16 protein-coding genes are annotated in these 15,535 nt (G+C 69.8%); 11 read left to right on the top strand and 5 right to left on the bottom strand.

The window, feature by feature from the left end:
* Positions 1-271 precede the first annotated feature (271 nt).
* The 3 genes from ACWGIG_RS13495 (at position 272) to ACWGIG_RS13485 (ending at position 3,306) form a co-directional block, all read left to right on the top strand.
* On the top strand, positions 272-1,267 hold the full coding sequence (locus ACWGIG_RS13495; protein ID WP_453321714.1) for a carbohydrate kinase family protein: 996 nt from the start codon (positions 272-274) through the stop codon (positions 1,265-1,267).
* Between the two features lie 123 nt (positions 1,268-1,390).
* Positions 1,391-2,221, top strand: a complete 831-nt coding sequence (locus ACWGIG_RS13490) for a HEAT repeat domain-containing protein (protein WP_453321713.1) — start codon at positions 1,391-1,393, stop codon at positions 2,219-2,221.
* Entirely contained in the window at positions 2,215-3,306 is a 1,092-nt protein-coding gene (locus ACWGIG_RS13485; RefSeq protein ID WP_453321712.1) for a HEAT repeat domain-containing protein, read from the top strand. Before ACWGIG_RS13490 ends, ACWGIG_RS13485 begins: the two co-directional genes overlap by 7 nt.
* 53 nt (positions 3,307-3,359) lie before the next feature.
* On the opposite strand, the gene ACWGIG_RS13480 is transcribed toward ACWGIG_RS13485, so the two are convergent.
* Complete coding sequence (locus ACWGIG_RS13480) at positions 3,360-4,127, bottom strand: maleylpyruvate isomerase family mycothiol-dependent enzyme (protein WP_453321711.1); 768 nt, start codon at positions 4,125-4,127, stop codon at positions 3,360-3,362.
* Between the two features lie 138 nt (positions 4,128-4,265).
* On the opposite strand from ACWGIG_RS13480, the gene ACWGIG_RS13475 reads away from it, so the two are divergent.
* Positions 4,266-5,525, top strand: coding sequence for a cytochrome P450 (locus tag ACWGIG_RS13475; RefSeq protein WP_453321710.1), 1,260 nt, complete (start codon positions 4,266-4,268; stop codon positions 5,523-5,525).
* Between the two features lie 30 nt (positions 5,526-5,555).
* On the opposite strand, the gene ACWGIG_RS13470 is transcribed toward ACWGIG_RS13475, so the two are convergent.
* The 3 genes from ACWGIG_RS13470 to ACWGIG_RS13460 all read right to left on the bottom strand — a co-directional run bounded on the left by ACWGIG_RS13470 (position 5,556) and on the right by ACWGIG_RS13460 (position 8,846).
* Positions 5,556-6,119 (bottom strand): nitroreductase family protein, encoded by a 564-nt coding sequence (locus ACWGIG_RS13470; RefSeq protein WP_453321709.1) that lies wholly within the window; start codon positions 6,117-6,119, stop codon positions 5,556-5,558.
* Between the two features lie 228 nt (positions 6,120-6,347).
* On the bottom strand, positions 6,348-7,676 hold the full coding sequence (locus ACWGIG_RS13465) for an aminotransferase class V-fold PLP-dependent enzyme (protein WP_453321708.1): 1,329 nt from the start codon (positions 7,674-7,676) through the stop codon (positions 6,348-6,350).
* Positions 7,677-7,823: 147 nt separating this feature from the next.
* A complete protein-coding gene (locus ACWGIG_RS13460) occupies positions 7,824-8,846 on the bottom strand; it encodes a ScbA/BarX family gamma-butyrolactone biosynthesis protein (protein ID WP_453321707.1) in 1,023 nt (340 codons plus the stop codon).
* A gap of 86 nt (positions 8,847-8,932) precedes the next feature.
* Between ACWGIG_RS13460 and ACWGIG_RS13455 the strand changes: the two genes are divergently transcribed.
* The 3 genes from ACWGIG_RS13455 to ACWGIG_RS13445 are packed head-to-tail and all read left to right on the top strand — an operon-like array spanning position 8,933 to position 11,286.
* On the top strand, positions 8,933-9,556 hold the full coding sequence (locus ACWGIG_RS13455; protein WP_453321706.1) for a ScbR family autoregulator-binding transcription factor: 624 nt from the start codon (positions 8,933-8,935) through the stop codon (positions 9,554-9,556).
* Entirely contained in the window at positions 9,553-10,464 is a 912-nt protein-coding gene (locus ACWGIG_RS13450) for an NAD(P)H-binding protein (RefSeq protein WP_453321705.1), read from the top strand. The genes ACWGIG_RS13455 and ACWGIG_RS13450 overlap by 4 nt, the downstream gene beginning before the upstream one ends.
* A gap of 48 nt (positions 10,465-10,512) precedes the next feature.
* On the top strand, positions 10,513-11,286 hold the full coding sequence (locus ACWGIG_RS13445; protein ID WP_453321704.1) for an SDR family NAD(P)-dependent oxidoreductase: 774 nt from the start codon (positions 10,513-10,515) through the stop codon (positions 11,284-11,286).
* 22 nt (positions 11,287-11,308) lie between these two features.
* On the opposite strand, the gene ACWGIG_RS13440 is transcribed toward ACWGIG_RS13445, so the two are convergent.
* Positions 11,309-11,929 (bottom strand): TetR family transcriptional regulator, encoded by a 621-nt coding sequence (locus ACWGIG_RS13440; protein ID WP_453321703.1) that lies wholly within the window; start codon positions 11,927-11,929, stop codon positions 11,309-11,311.
* A gap of 189 nt (positions 11,930-12,118) precedes the next feature.
* Between ACWGIG_RS13440 and ACWGIG_RS13435 the strand changes: the two genes are divergently transcribed.
* The 4 genes from ACWGIG_RS13435 to ACWGIG_RS13420 all read left to right on the top strand — a co-directional run bounded on the left by ACWGIG_RS13435 (position 12,119) and on the right by ACWGIG_RS13420 (position 15,506).
* Positions 12,119-13,111 carry a ParB/RepB/Spo0J family partition protein gene (locus tag ACWGIG_RS13435; protein ID WP_453321702.1) on the top strand — a complete coding sequence of 331 codons (993 nt, stop codon included), beginning with the start codon at positions 12,119-12,121 and terminating at the stop codon, positions 13,109-13,111.
* Between the two features lie 218 nt (positions 13,112-13,329).
* Positions 13,330-14,412: an NAD(P)/FAD-dependent oxidoreductase gene (locus tag ACWGIG_RS13430; protein WP_453321701.1), complete on the top strand. Its 1,083-nt coding sequence runs from the start codon at positions 13,330-13,332 to the stop codon at positions 14,410-14,412.
* Positions 14,409-14,708: a 2Fe-2S iron-sulfur cluster-binding protein gene (locus ACWGIG_RS13425; protein WP_453321700.1), complete on the top strand. Its 300-nt coding sequence runs from the start codon at positions 14,409-14,411 to the stop codon at positions 14,706-14,708. The genes ACWGIG_RS13430 and ACWGIG_RS13425 overlap by 4 nt, the downstream gene beginning before the upstream one ends.
* A 45-nt stretch (positions 14,709-14,753) precedes the next feature.
* Entirely contained in the window at positions 14,754-15,506 is a 753-nt protein-coding gene (locus tag ACWGIG_RS13420; protein ID WP_453321699.1) for a hypothetical protein, read from the top strand.
* Positions 15,507-15,535: the final 29 nt, after the last annotated feature.

Below are 15,535 nucleotides of genomic sequence, written 5' to 3'. Positions count from 1 at the left end.
AAGGCCGCCTGCCGGTCCGGAGCGAAACCGAAGGCCGCCCGCCGGCCCGGAGCGAACCGGCGAACCCAGGGCCGCCGGTGGCCCGGAGCGACACCGAAGGCCGCCCCGCCGGCCCGAGCAACCGCCGGACCCAGCCGGTCCGCGACCGGCCCACCTGCCGAGTGCCGGTCCGCGACCTGCCCGCCTGCCTGCCCGAGTGCCGGTCCGCGACCGGGCCCGCGACCCGGCCCGTGTGCCGGGTGCCCGTACCCCCCTCCGAGGAGATCCTGACGTGCGTATCGCTGTCACCGGTTCCATCGCCACCGACCACCTCATGGTCTTCCCCGGCCGGTTCGCGGATCAACTGATCCCGGACCAGCTGGCCCACCTCTCGCTCTCCTTCCTGGTCGACGACCTGGAGGTGCGCCGGGGCGGTGTCGCGGCCAACATCGCCTTCGGGCTCGGCAGCCTCGGCCTCTCGCCGCTGCTGGTCGGGGCCGTGGGCAGCGACTTCGCGGAGTACGAGATCTGGCTCAAGGAACACGGTGTCGACACCGGCCCCGTGCACATCTCCGCGGAGCGGCAGACGGCCCGGTTCCTGTGCATCACGGACCAGGACGCCAACCAGATCGCCGCGTTCTACGCGGGCGCCATGCAGGAGGCCGGGGACATCGACCTGCGGCGGCTGACCGCCCCCGGGACTGCCCCGGCCGATCTGGTCCTGATCTGTCCGAACGACCCGGCGGCGATGCTCCGCCACACCGCCCAGTGCCGGGAACTGGGCCTGCCCTTCGCCGCCGACCCGTCGCAGCAACTCGCCCGGCTGGACGGCCCGCAGGTACGGGAACTGGTGGACGGCGCACGCTGGCTGTTCACCAACGAGTACGAAGCCGCCCTGCTCCTCGAACGCACCGGCTGGGACTGCGGGACGGTCCTGGAGAAGGTGGACGCCTGGATCACCACGCGCGGCGGGGCGGGAGTACGGATCGACCGGCACGGCCACGACCCGCTGACCGTCGAGGCGGTCCCCGGCCTGCCCGTCACCGACCCGACGGGCGTCGGCGACGCCTTCCGGGCCGGCTTCCTGGCGGCCACCGCCCGTGGGCTGGATCTGCGCCCGGCCGCGCAACTGGGCTGTGTCCTCGCGGCGGAGGCCCTGGGCGCGGTGGGCTCGCAGTCCTACCGCGCCGACCCGCAGCACCTGCTGGCCACGGCGGCCCGCGCGTACGGCCCGGACGCGGCACAACTGCTCGCCCCCGTCCTGGAGCAGCAGCCCGACCCCGCCTGAATGAGCCTTGGCCAGAGCCTTGGCCAGGGCCGGGAGCTTGGAGGTCGGAGGTCGGAGGTCGGAGGTCGGAGCTTGACCTTGACACAGTGGCAAGGTTTTCACTGTGTCAAGGAGGTGGTCCGGATGACCATGGCGAATCAGGACACGGACACGACGGTGACGCGGGCTCTCCGGGGCCTGGAGGACAGCCGCGCGTCGGTACGGCTGCGGGCGGCCCTGGCGGTCGGCACGGCCCCCGACCCGCGGTTCGTCGGCAGACTCGTCGCACGCTGCGGGGTCGAGCCGGATTTCTCCGTACGGGAAATGCTGACCTGGGCGCTCACCCGCCACGCGGCATCGGTGCGGGCCCCGGACCTCCTTCCGGGGCTTCTCCGCGAAGTCCGCTCGGAGGGTGCGCAGGCACGCAGCCAGGCGCTGCACACGCTGTCCAAGATCGGGGACCGGCAGGCGTGGCCGGCGATCACCCGGGAGCTGCTGTCCGACGCCGACGACGAGGTGGCGCGGAGCGCGTGGCGGGCGGCGGTCGTGCTCGTACCCGAAGGCGAGGAGGCCGGACTGGCCGCCGTGCTGTCGACACAACTGGGGCGCGGCGGGCGGGAGATGCAGCTGAGCCTCAGCCGGGCGCTGATCGTGCTCGGCGAGGTGATCCTCCCGATCCTGGACGCGGCGGCGACGCATCCAGGCTCCCGGGCGGTGACGGATCCACGCCCCCGGGCGGCGAGTGCTCCCGGCCTCCGGGCGGTAGCGGATCCAGGCTCCCGGGCGACGACGGACCCCTACCCCCGGGCGGCGACGAACCTCGCCCCCCGGGCGACGACTGCTCCCGACCCCCGCGTGCGTGCGCACGCCCTTGCCACGCAGCGGCTGCTGCGCGACCCGGACGCCGGATTCGAGTTCGCGATCGAGGAGGCGAAGCGCATCGTGGCCCTCGGCCCGGGGGAGGGGCAGTGCTGATCGGTGAGGTGGCACGGCAGTCCGGGGTCAGCGCCCGCATGCTCAGGCATTACGAATCGCTCGGCCTGGTACGCCCCACCGGCCGTACCGGCGGTGGCTACCGCGAGTACTCCGGCGAGGACATCCGGCGGATCTTCCACATCGAGAGCCTGCGGTCACTGGGACTGTCGCTGAACGAAGTCGGGCGCGCGCTCGACGATCCCGGCTTCACGCCCGCCGAACTCGTCGACGACCTCGTCCGCCAGACCCGGGAACGCATCGCGAGCGAGACGCAGCTGCTCACCCGGCTCCGCCGGATCGGTGCCGCGGAACCCGCCGGCTGGGAGGACGTCCTCCAGATCGTCGCCCTCCTCCAGGCGCTGGGCTCACCGAGCGCAGGCAAGCGCCAGCGCGCGGCCCTGTCCTCGGGCTCCTCGGGCTCCTCAGGCTCCTCAGGCTCCTCAGGGTCTTCGGGCTCCTCGGCCGAAGAGGCCCCGGTGCCGGTGGCAGCGCTGGTCGAGGCAGTACTGAGCGAGCCGGACCCGAACGTCGCCGGAGCCCTTCGATGGGCTCTGGCACGATCGGGCGGTGGCGGACCCGCGCTGCTGGCCGAAGGCCTCGGGTCCCCGGTGGCCGAGGTGCGCAAACGTGCGGTCCAGTCCCTCGCCGAGCTCCCGGACGGTGCGGCGACCGCCCTGCTGCAGGACGCCCTCGCGCACCCCGACGTCGTCGTCCGCATGTATGCGGCTCTGGCGCTCGGGGCACGTGGCATGGCCGAAGCGGTTCCGACGCTCATCGACATGGTCGCCGAGCAGTCCCACGACGTCGATGCGGCCGATGCGCTGGGCGCCCTGGCGACCCGTCCCGCCCTCGCGGACCGTCCCGCCCTCGCGGACCGGATCGCCGCCGGGCTCGTCGACCGCCTCGCCCCCGGCACCGCCGAACCGTCCGCGCGCCGACGGCTGATCCAGGCGCTCGCGGAGATCCCGGGAGACACGGCGTCACGCGCCCTGGCGGATCTGTCCCACGACGAAGACCGCGCCGTCGCGCTCACGGCGGCCTACGTCCTCGGAGTACGCACCGCACGGCCGGGCCGACGGCCTTGATCGGAGGAGCCCAACCTGCCCTCGGTGCAAGGGTGTTGACGTATCGTCAGGTCCTACTCGGTCGGGTCCCAGGCCCAGAGCAGGTCGAGCAGGCGTAGGTCGCCGTCGAGCTTCAGGGAGTCCACCGGAGTACGCCCGTACAGGGCCAGGACCAGCTCACTGGCCGTGCCCCGGAGCGAAGCGTCGGCCACGTCCTGGTCCTCGCCGGTGGCGGGGGTGATCCGCGCGCCGTCGGCGGAGAGCGAGAGGTGCCAGGAGCGGCCCTCGGTGGTGTGGATGTCGACGGCGGCGGGCTCGTGCGGCCAGGCGTTCGTCGTCGCGCAGCAGGTGGACAGGAACTCGTCGACCCCGTCGAGTGCGACCTCGTCCGGCAGCGGCTGCGGGGCGCCCAGGGTGATCTGGGCGTCGTAGGTGTGCACCGCGATCTCCTGGAGCTGGTGCCGGGCGACGGCTCCGCAGGTCTGCGGCGACTGCGACGTACCCCACCACGTCCAGCACCCGCGGTCCGGGCCTGCCTCCCGCAGTGCGTCCAGCAGCTCCTGAGTCGCCGCCGCCGACCAGGCCGGCAGGGCCTCGCGCTCCCGGGGCGCGGCCGGGCCCTCCGGTGCGGACTTGGTCGCGGCGGCAGGCCCCGCGGTGACGGTGGCGGCCCAGGCGCGGCGCCCCTCGCCCAGGTGCCGCACCAGATCGAACAGCGTCCACTCCGGGCAGGTCGGCACCTGCACGTCGAGGCTGGGCGCGGAGGCGACCGCGGCACGGAAGGCGGTCGATCGTTCGTCGATCAGCCGCAGCAGATCGGGGAATTCCAGAGTCTTTTCCACCCCGGCTGTGTATCACCGTGCTCCGGCGGTCGGACAGCGGTTTTCACCGCCGACGCGGCAAGTGGGGCGCAGCGACGGCCTCCTGAATCGGTGTCACCATGGCTTGTCATGGTGCCATGTGTGTGCCACTGTGGCGCCATGAATGCGACCTCAGGCAATCCGACGCGTCGGACGGACCAACCGCTTCCCGTCCAGAACGGCCTCCCCAGGGAGCGTGACGCGGGCCCCTTCGACCCGCCCCGCCAGATCACCCGGCTGCGCGGGGCCCGCCCCGTCAGCCCCCTGCTCTTCCCCGACGGCCACGAGGGCTGGCTCGTCACCGGCTACGAAGCGGCCCGCCAACTGCTGGCCGACAACCGGTTCAGCTCCCGCCAGGACATCGGCATCCTCCACATGCCGTACGAAATCCCCGGCATGCCCGTCATCACCGAACCGTCCCCGCAGACGCCGGGCGTGTTCATCGCCATGGACCCGCCGGACCACACCCGGCTGCGGCGCAAGCTCACCGGCTCCTTCACCGTCGCACGCATGAAGCAGCTCGAAGAGAGCATCAGCGCCATCGCCGAACGGCAGCTGGACGAGATGGCGCGCCTGACCCCACCGGTCGACCTGGTCAAGGAGTTCGCGCTGCCGGTGCCGTCCCTGGTGATCTGCGAACTGCTCGGCGTTCCCTACACGGACCGGGACAACTTCCAGGTCAACTCCGCCAAGATCCTGAACAAGGAACTGCCGTTCGACGAGCAGATGGCCGCCTACGGCAGCCTGACCGGCTACCTGGCCGAACTCGTCACCGGCAAACGTGCCGAGCCCGCCGACGACATACTCTCCGACCTGGCCCGCGACGACGACCTCTCCATCGAGGAACTGACCGGCATCGCCTTCCTGCTGCTGCTCGCCGGCCACGAGACCACCGCCAACATGCTGGGCCTGGGCACCTTCGCGCTGCTGGAGCACCCCGAGCAGCTCGCCGAACTCCACGCCGCCCCGGACCTGTTGCCCGGCGCGGTCGAGGAACTCATGCGCTACCTGTCCGTCGTCGACATCAACTTCCGCTACGCCACGGAGGACATCGAACTCTGCGGCGAGACCATCCCCGAGGGATCGACCGTCCTCGTCTCCCTGCTGGCCGCCAACCGCGACCCCGAGCGCTTCGAGAACCCCGACACCCTCGACCTCCACCGCAAGGCCCGCGGCCAGCTCTCCTTCGGCCACGGCGTCCACCAGTGCCTCGGCCAGCAACTGGCCCGCATCGAAATGCGCGCCGGCTTCGAGGGCCTGCTCCGCCGCTTCCCGACCCTCGAACTCGCCGTCCCCGCCGGAGAAGTGAAACTCAGGACCAACATGAACATCTACGGCGTCCACGAACTCCCGGTCACCTGGACACAGGCCCCCCGGTAACGCCACCGCCCGAGCGGGGTACGTGGTGGGTCAGGGTGCGAAGACGGAGATCCGGTCGGTGACGTCCTGGGTCACCCGCCGTCTCGACGGTTCGAGCCGCTGCGGGGTGCCTACGTACAGCCAGCCCAGCAGGCGTTCCTCGCGATGCAGGCCCAGTACGCGGCGAATCCGTTCGGACTCCGTGTACTTTCCGGTGCGCCAGACACTGCCGAAACCACGGGCATGCAGCAGCAGTGACAAGGAGCTGGCCACGGCGCCGGCGGCGGCGAGTTGTTCCCACTCCAGGACGGGGCCGCCGTCACCCGTGTCGAGCGCCACGGGTGAGAAGACCAGCGTGGCGAGGAGCGGTGCCCCCTGGCCCTCCTCCACGTCCCCACGCCGTGACGGCGGCCCCGCACACTCCTCGGCGAAGCAGCGCTCCAGTGCGGCGCGGCCCTCGTCGCGTATCAGGATCACCCGCCAGGGCCGGAGGCCGCCGTGGTCGGGCGCCGTGGCGGCAACACGCAGGAGATAGGCGAACTCCTGGTCGTTGGGGGCGGGTTCCACGAGATGGCGCTCACTGCGGCGGGACAGCACGGCCGTCATGACATCCATGGACGTTCCTCTTCTGCCGGGGGGGGAGGGGCGTATCGGATTCAGGTGTGCCGGGGCCGGGCGGCCGGGCGCCCGGGGACGGGGCCCGGGCAAGGCGTCCTTGCCGCGCCGCTGATCCACCCGGCCGTGGCGAGCAGTCCGTGGAAGTGCCCGGCGCCCGCCACCCCGCCCACGAGGGCAGGGTGGCGAACCGGCACGTCCGCTCCCACCGCTCCCCCTGCTCGATCGTCAAGCCAGCGACCGTACGACCTTCAACGCCATGTCGACGTCCTTCGGGAAGTTGACGATGCCGGCCGACAGGCGCACATGCGGAACCGCGTACGGCGTGCCGCTGGCGATGACCCGGTTGTCGCGGAAGATCTGCACGACGTCCTTCGGCTTGTATCCGTGTACGTCGAAGATGACGAAGCCCGCGGACAGTCCGGGATCGACCGGCGTGTGCAGCGTGACGTGCTTCATGCGCGCCAGGCCCTGCTTGATCTGACCGTTCAACTCGGCGATCCGGTCCTGTACCCGCGTGCGTCCGATCTGCCGGTGGAAGCGGAACGCTTCGATCATCCCCCACTGGTGTTCGTACGCGAAGAAGCCGCCAGGGCTGACCCATGCGGCCTGGGTCGGGCCGGTCGGCGGGCGGTCCTGCCGCCAGGCGTCAGTCGTCTCCTTGGCCATCAAGCTGGGAATCGTGGGCCGAAGAAGCGCCCAATTCTCGGCCTTCGCCCAGATGATTCCGGTCCCGTGCGGTCCCAGGATCCACTTGTGCGTACCCGCGGAGAAGAAATCGCAGCCCATCTTCGCGACGTCCTCGTCCACTACACCGAAACCATGAACTCCGTCCACCACCAGCAGAATGCGATCTGCTTCGTCCCGATTGCGGTTCAAGCCCTTGAGTGCGGCAGCGAGTTTGGCTATCGGCAGCCGTACACCGGTACCGGAGTGGACCCAGGTGACGCCGACGACTCGGGTGTGGGGGCGTACCGCGGCACATATCCGTGCGATGGCCTCGTCCGCCGAGAAATTCAGCGACGATTCGTAGAGCGGGATTTTGCGCATGCTCCCGCCCCACTTCTCGACGGCGAGACGTATGGATTCGTGGTGCGGGTAGAACTCGTGCGTGGTCGTCAGGACCTCTTGGCCGGGCTTGAGACGCAGTCCGTTGTAGACGAGAGCGAGCCCCATGGTCGTGCTGCTGGTGAGGGCGATCTCGTCGGGCTTCCCGCCGACGTACTCGGCAGCGGCGGCACACACGTCGCGCCACAGCATGTCCTCGTCGCGCTGGAACATGTTGTCGTCCAGGAAGCTGTACGGATTCTCGTCGAACGCTTTCCGGTATTTCGTGATCGCATCGCGGACGGGGGTCGGGTTCGAGGCGAAGAAGAAGTTCGACAGATGAGCGAACTTGGGCGAAAGCAGGAACTGTGCACGGACGGACTTCCAGTCGTGCGGCACGAAGGGCCGAGGCGCGGCGTTCTGTGCGACAGCATTCCCTGCGGTCCCTAATGCCAGCGAGGAGGCCGCGATGCCGGAACCGACCAGAATTTTTCGACGCGAAAGAGACACGGTCACTCCTCCAAGAAGTGTGGCGCAGTCATTTTTTTGCGGAGGTTCACTGCTAACAGAATTCTTTGGAGCGGGTCAAGAAGATTGTCCGGAATGCCTGACGGTCGCCCGTGCCGCGCCCGAGGAGACTTCGACCGAGGAAATTCCTCAGTCGAAGGTCCGGTCCAGCGCCGGGGACTCGCCGGCCGGGACCAGCCGCCGCATCCCGCGCGGCGTCGACCCGCAGGTCCGCTGTGCCGGAAGGAAGGGCATCTGCGCGGTGGCGACGGGCGCGGACAGGGACACGGTGCCGGAGGTGCAGAGGGTGTTGTCCTGTTCCAGGGCGAAGCGGAGGCTGTCGTGGGTCTCGCCGGGGGACATCTGGATCCAGCACGGTGCGTCCAGCTCCGCGTAGCGGTGGAAGTCTGTCTGCATGCCCACGACAACTATGGGGGCGGGGGTGCGGGCCGCTTGGGCGGCTTGGCGGGCGGCTTCCAGAAGGAGCATGCCGGGAACGTGGTCGACCGGGTGGTCGAACAGCGCGGGGTGGTCGGTGTCCACCCGAAGTTGCCAGCGGTCGCTGTGCACGCTGGGGGCCAGGACGACGTCCTCGGCCAACTGACGGCCCGCCAGGTGCGCGAGGACTCCCTCCGCGGGCGGGCGGGCCGCGGCGATGGCGCTGTGCAGTTCGCCGTGCGCCCCGCGCAGCCGACGGTAGATGGCGGGGGAGTGGCTGGTGAAGCGGGCCTCGGCGGTGCCCAGACGCCGCCCGTCGCGTTCGGCGCGCAACCGCAGTGTCATGGCCGAGAGGTTCCCGCGGCGGCGCTCTATGTCCGTGCAGGAGATGTGGAGCACTAACTCGGCAGGCTCGGCGCTGCTGTGCAGGTTGTCGAGATCCAGGGAGTAGGTGAGGCGCTCCCAGATCAGGTGATGCCCGAAGGGGACCTCGTAAGCGACGTGTGACAGCAGGGGGATGGCCTGGCGGACCGTCTCCGGGAACAGCATGGGGTCGTACAGTCGGTGGGCAGGGCGGTAGAACCCGTGGGTGCGCGGCCACTGGGCCGTCACGACGTACTCGTCGGTGGAGCTCCTGTGCCAGCTGGTGAGCAGCACCTCGGAGTGGGCTGCCTTGTGAACATACTTGCGTGGCACGGCAGTTGCCGGGCTGGCGAGCTCACTGGTGGTGTTCATGGTCGTCCCCCCTGTGTCTTGCTGGCTGATCTGCGGCCACTAACATAAAATACATTCTCTTTTTTTGTCGAGGAAGGTCGGACGAAGTGACTGATCTCAAGCAGGAGCGTGCCGTGCGCACGCGCAACCTGATCCTGAGGGCCGCAGCGGAACTGTTCGACGAGGAGGGCTACGAAGGCGCGAGCGTCACCCGTATCGTCGAACGGGCGGGCGTCACACTGGGCGCGATGTACTTCCACTTCGCCTCGAAGCAGGAGCTGGCCCGTGAAGTGATGAACGCCCAGCCGTACGTGATCGAGCCCTTGCTCAAGTCGAGCGGCCTGCAGCGCCTGGTGGACATCACCCTGGTCTGGGCCCACCGGCTGCAGACCGACCCGCTGCTGCGCGCCGGTGTCCGACTCGCCGTCGAGCAGGGCCGCTTCGGCATGCACGACAGCGCCTCGTTCGAAGGCTGGAAGGACATCATGGTCGGCCACCTCGAAGCGGCCCGCGACGAAGGAGACCTCCGTGAGGGGATCTCGCCCGAGGAAGTCGCCCAGTTCATCGTCGGCGCCTGTACCGGTGTGCAGCTCTACTCCCAACTCGTCTCCGGCCGGGAGGACTTGATGGAACGCACCTGCGCCATGTGGCTGTTGCTGCTGCCGGGACTCGCAGTCCCCGACGCCGCTTCGGCCATCGTGGTCGACCCCGGCCGCGGGAAAGCCATATGAGCCGCCCCCGCCCGGCACCACGGGGCGGGGCGGCGCCGGTCCGCCGCATCGTCATTGCCGGGGCCACCGGAACGGTCGGCCGGCTCGTCGCCGCACGTCTGGCCGGCACCGGAGCACACGACCTGGCCCTCTTCACGAGAGACCCGGCAAAGGCCGTCGCCCAGGGGCTTCCCGGACAGTTCGTCGGCGCGGACTTCGCCTCGCCCGCCACGCTCCTGCGTGGCCTGCGCGGGGCGGACGCCCTCCTGCTCATCACCAACGATCCGCTGCGCCCCGAGCACGACATCAACCTGCTGAAGGCCGCCGCAGCGGTCGGCACCCCGCACGTGGTCAAACTGTCCGCGCAGGCCGTGGCCGACCCGGGCGCCGACGACCTCATCACCCGCTGGCAACGCGAGAACGAGCAGCGGCTGAAAGCCAGTGGCCTCCCCTGGACCCTGCTGCGTCCCCGCTCCTTCATGACACACGCCCTGGCCTGGCGGGACGGCATCGTCAGAGACGGCATCGTGCGCGAGGTCCACGGAGACTCACTCAACGCCTGCGTCGACCCGGCCGACATCGCCGACGCCGCCGTCCAGGCACTGACCGGCACCGGCCACCACCGGCGCACCTACGCCCTCACCGGACCGTGCGCGCTCTCCGCCCGGGACAGGACCACCGTCCTCGCCGGCATCCTGCACAGGCCACTGGCCTTCGAGGAGATCTCCCTGGACCAGGCCCGCCAAGCATGGCGCGCCCGCCTGCCGGAATGTCTGGTGGACGCCCTCACCGCCAGTGCCGAGCGGCAGAGGAGCGGGGCCAAGGCCGCGGTGGCCTCCGGCGTGCGGGAAGCGACCGGTCACGCTCCCAGGCCCTTCCGTACCTGGGCGGCCGGGCAGGTGTCAGCATTCACCCAGGATCCCGTGTAATCGCCCGCCCACCCGCCTTGCCCCGCCCCAGGATTGGACCCTGCCACCATGGCTTCGCCCACCCCTCTGCTCCACGGAAAGACCGTCATGATCACCGGTGCGTCCAGCGGAATCGGTGCCGCTGCCGCCCGGGTCTTCGCGGCCGAAGGCGCCGCCGTGGTCCTCATGGCCCGACGCAGCGACAAGCTTGAGCACCAGGCCCGGCTCATCCGTGAGAGCGGCGGCGAAGCTCTCTGCGTGGCGGGTGACGTCACCGACAGCAGCGATGTCCAACGCGTCGTGGACCGGGCCCGCGACGCGTACGGCAGACTCGACGCGGCCTTCAACAACGCCGGCTGGGCCTCCTCGGGCACCCCCCTGCACAAGATGGAGGATGCCGACTACGACCGGATGATGGACGTCAACGTCCGCGGCGTCTGGAACTGCCTCCGCGCCCAGATCACCGCGATGCTGGAGACCGGTACCCGCGGCGCCATCGTGAACACGTCCAGCGTCGCGGGCCTGCGCGCCACCGGCACCGCCGCCCCCTACATCGCGGCCAAGCACGCCGTACTGGGTCTCACCCGGGCCGCCGCCGACGAGTACGGGACGTACGGCATCCGCGTCAACGCCCTGGTCGTGGGCAGCACGCACACCGAGCTGATGGACGAAGTCCTCACCCGGACGCCCTCGTTGTACGAGCCGTTCACCAGCCGCGCCATCCAGCGCCGCCTGGCCGACCCCTCCGAGGTGGCCCAGGCCGCGCTGTGGCTGTGCTCCGACCGGTCCTCGTTCACCACAGGGGCCGCTGTCCCGGTGGACGGGGGCTGGACGGCACGGTGACCGGGCCCCGGCGGGACCTTCCTCAGCCGGGACTTCCTCCCGGCAGCAGCACGGGTGAGCCGGGCGCGGCGACCGAGCCGAGCACCAGATGCCACAACTGGGTCAGTGCTTCGCAGACCGAACCCGACACGCGTACGGTCGCGCTGTCGAGCCCGGCCAGCATGCACACCACCAGGTAGCCCAGCAGTTCCGCCGAGCAGCTCTCGCCCAGATCTCCCCGTGCGTGTGCCTTCTCGGCAAGCCGTCTCACGTCGTGGAGCCAGATCTTCTCCCAGGAACAGCCCGCGAGGGCGGCCTCCCCCAGGGCGGCCTCACGGCTCAGCCGTGAGGCCGCCCTCACCGTGGCCTCGGTGCACAGCAGCCGGGCCACTTCGTGAGTGACGTCGATCACGCTCTGCAGCGGCAGCTCCGAGCGCCCCTGGGCACGGTCGACCGCTGTGCGTGTGGAAGCCGCGCCGTCCTCGTACACGGCCTGGGCCAGCCCGGGTTTTGTCCGGAAGTGGAAGGTGAGCCCGCCCAGGGTCACCCCCGCCTGCGAGGCGATGCGCGCCAGCGACGTGCCTGCATAGCCGTACCGGGCGAGTTCCACCGCACCGGCGAGCAGTACCCGGTGTCGCGTGAGTGCGGCTCGTGTCTGCGCCACGTTGTTGATCCCTCTGTCATGAGTCGGCTGGATGTCCTGTGGGGCCCACCTTACAAAACATAAATAGCACTATTTTTGTTATGGTGGCCGGTGTCCGAAACCGTGCCCCGCCGCGGCTCGCGGCCGGGCTGTCATGCGCAGACATGTGCGCATGTGCATGTGCAGGTAGGAGGAAGGATGGTGGGGGAGTTGACGGGTCGATTAGAGACCGCGGTGCGTGACCACGAGGCCGAGCAGGGCGGGGAGGGCGCGGGCGTCGACCTGGTGCCGGTCGCGTCGCTGACGGTCGGTGATTCGCCGCGGCTGGGCGGGTTGAACCAGGAGCACGTGGAGGTGCTCGCGCAGCGTGAGATCGAGCCGGTGCTGGTGCATCGGGACACCCTGCGCGTGGTCGACGGAATGCATCGCCTCCAGGCAGCCAGGCTGCGGGGGGAGGAGCTGATCGCGGTCCGGTACCTGGACGGGCCGGACAGCGAGGTCTTCATCCACTCCGTGGCGGCCAACGTCTCGCACGGCCTGCCGCTGACGCTCACGGACAGGAAGGCCGCGGCCGGACGGATCCTGACCTCGCACCCGGACCTGTCGGACCGTGCCGTCGCGCGCATCACCGGCCTGTCGCCCAAGACCGTGGGGGTGGTGCGTCGCGCTTCGACTGAGGAAGTTCCTCAGTCGGAGGTCCGGGTCGGGGCGGACGGCCGTTCCCGCCCCCTGGACGCGGCGCAGCGCCGGCAGTCGGCACGGACGTACCTCGCCGCACACCCCGGGGCGACGCTCAGCGAGATCGCCGCCAGCGCGGGGGTGTCGGTCAGTACCGCGTGCGAGATCCGCCAGCGGGTACGGCGCGACGCATCCGCTCCTCCGCCGCCGCGTCCCGGCGCCGAACGTGAGGCCGGGGGCGGGAGCCGGGCGGGCGGCGTCGGGGCCCCGACGGGCGCTCAGCGGGAGCGGCGCATCGAGACCCTGGCGAAGGACCCCTCGCTCCGGTTCACCGAATCCGGGCGCGCGCTGCTGCGCTGGCTGAACAACCGGGCACCCGATCTTGAGGCGGGGCAGCAGCTGATGGCCGCGGTGCCGGTGCACTGCTCCCACGCCGTCGCGGACCTGGCCAACACCTACGCCCGGGAATGGCAGCGGTTCGCCAGCGCCCTGGACCAGGCCGTCGGTGAAACGGTCGCGCGGTAGAACGCCTCGTTTCCCATTCCGCCCGCATATCGGCGGGCGGAGTTTCGGATCGTTTATTGACGATGTGGACGGGGCGTTGAATTATGAAATTGCACCCGGCGGGACATTCTCCTTAATCAGGCGAAGTCCCCGCTGTGTAGCTCTGCAAGTGCCCATCAATTCCCACGAGATGAACAAAGGCCCCCGAGGGTCATTGACCGGGACCGGCTGCGAGACGAGTGGCCGAGCTGTTTCGACCGAACGTTGGAAAGGGCCTGGAGTTCAGGATGAATCAAGCGTTCAGGATGAATCACGCAGGGGCTCGGCCGGAGACGGCCGGTGTCGGCGCGGACGTGGCCGTCGTCGGAGCGGGTCCGGCCGGCCTGTACGCCGCCTACTGCGCGGGATTCCGGGGGCTCTCCAGCGTGATAGTCGATGCGCTGCCGGAGCCGGGCGGCCAGATCGCGGCCCTGTACCCGGAGAAGAAGATCTACGACGTCGCCGGCCATGTGGCCGTGCGGGGCCGAGAACTGACCGACCAACTCGTTTCCCAGGCCGCGCCGTTCGACCCGTACTACCTGCTCGGCCGGACGGCGGCCTCCCTGAAGCAGAACGAGGGGGGAGGCTGGGAGATCGGGCTGGAGGGCGGCGGACGTGTCCATGCCGGCGCAGTCGTGATCGCGGCCGGGCTCGGCCGTTCGGTCCCCCGCACGCTGCCCTGTCTGAGCCCCTACCGGGGGCGCGGCGTGGCCCACCACGTACCGCGCCTCGAAGAGCACCGGGACCGTGACGTGGTGATTGTGGGCGGCGGCGACAGTGCGGTCGACTGGGCCCTCGCTCTCGCACCGATCGCCAGATCCGTCACCGTCGTCCACCGGCGCTCGGCCTTCCGGGCCCACGAGTACAGCGTCAAACAGATGTACGCGGCCGATATTCGCGTGGTGACCGATGCGCAGGTGGCGGCCTGCGAAGGCGCGGAATTCCTGGAAGAAGTGCGCGTCCGGGTCGGCGACGACCAATTGGTGCTGCCCGCACAGGCCGTGGTGACAGCGCTGGGATTCATTACCAGCCTGGGTCCGATCGCCGATTGGGGGATTCAATTGGAGAATCGCCAGATCACGGTCGACAGGGCGATGCGGACGAATCTGCCGAGGGTTTACGCGATCGGCGACATCTGTACTTATCAGGGTCGTGTCCCGCTCATTTCGGTGGGCTTCGGCGAGGCGGCGGCCGCTGCGAACCACGCACTGGTCGAGCTGCGTCCGGGCGCTCGCCTGGCTCCGGAACACTCCACCGACCGCGAGGCCGCGTTGCTGTCATGACCCTGAAGAAACTGACCATCCTCCCGGCGGGTACCGAGGTCCCGCTGCCCGCCGGCTCCCCGCTCACCGAAGTCGAGTACGAGACCCCGCAGCGGCTCATCCCCTTCGGATGCCGCTCCGGATCGTGCGGCGCGTGCGTCATCGAGGTCCTGGAGGGCTTCGAGTCACTCGGCGAACCCGACCACGACGAGCTCGACTTCCTGGAAGACCTCGGCCGGACCGGCGGCAACCACCGTCTGGCCTGCCAGTGCCGGCTACGGGGCGACGCGACCATCCGCGTCGCCGACGACATCTGAACCGCTCGTACCTCACGTCCGAGCGCCCACGAGAAAGGTGACATCATGCCGAACCGCGTGACCAACGTCGGTTATGGAGACCGCACCCCGTTCCTCAGCGCCGCTGCCTCGGCAGAGCTGCGCGCCGAGATCGACAAGCAGCTCGACCAGCAGGTCGTCGAGTGGTACGCCAACGTCCCCGAGGCCGCGCACCTGGAGGGCAAGAACGTCGATTCCACGTACTACAAGCGGAACCTGATCGAGACCGCCTGGCGCATCCGGATGCTGCGGGTGGCCGAGGCCAAGGCGCTGGTGGAGATAGCCAAGACCAGCCCGGAAGCGGCGCAGGTCTGGGCCAACTACGAGCAGGAGGAGATGCTCCACGACGAACTCTTCATCGCCGACCTGGCGAAGGTGGGCGTCTCGCGCGAGCAGTTCCTGGCCACCGAGCCCTACCTGTCGACCAAGATCCTGACCGGCTACTTCTCCTACCTCCTGGACCACGAAGGCCCGCTCGGTGTGGTGGCGTACTCCTACCTCGTCGAGTACGTGAACGTGAATCTGGAGCCCAGGAAGCTGGAGGCGCTGAAGGATTCGGTCGGCGAGGGCAACATCGGCGGCCAGATCAACCACTCGCACACCGACATCAACGACGACCACCCCGGCGAAGTGTGGGCGGCCGTCCGGCACCTGCTGCGCAGCGACGAGGACATCGTCTCGTTCAAGCGGTACCTCCGCGAGCACCAGTCGCTCCTGGCGCAGTACTTCGAGGAGCTCCACCTGGACACCATCGCCAACGCCGAGAAGCAGCCGGCCTGAGTCTGTCCTCAGTGGGGGCGCGGCGCGGT

This window comes from Streptomyces sp. NPDC054863 (genome assembly GCF_053610825.1).
This window is presented reverse-complemented; position numbering and strand designations above follow the sequence as displayed.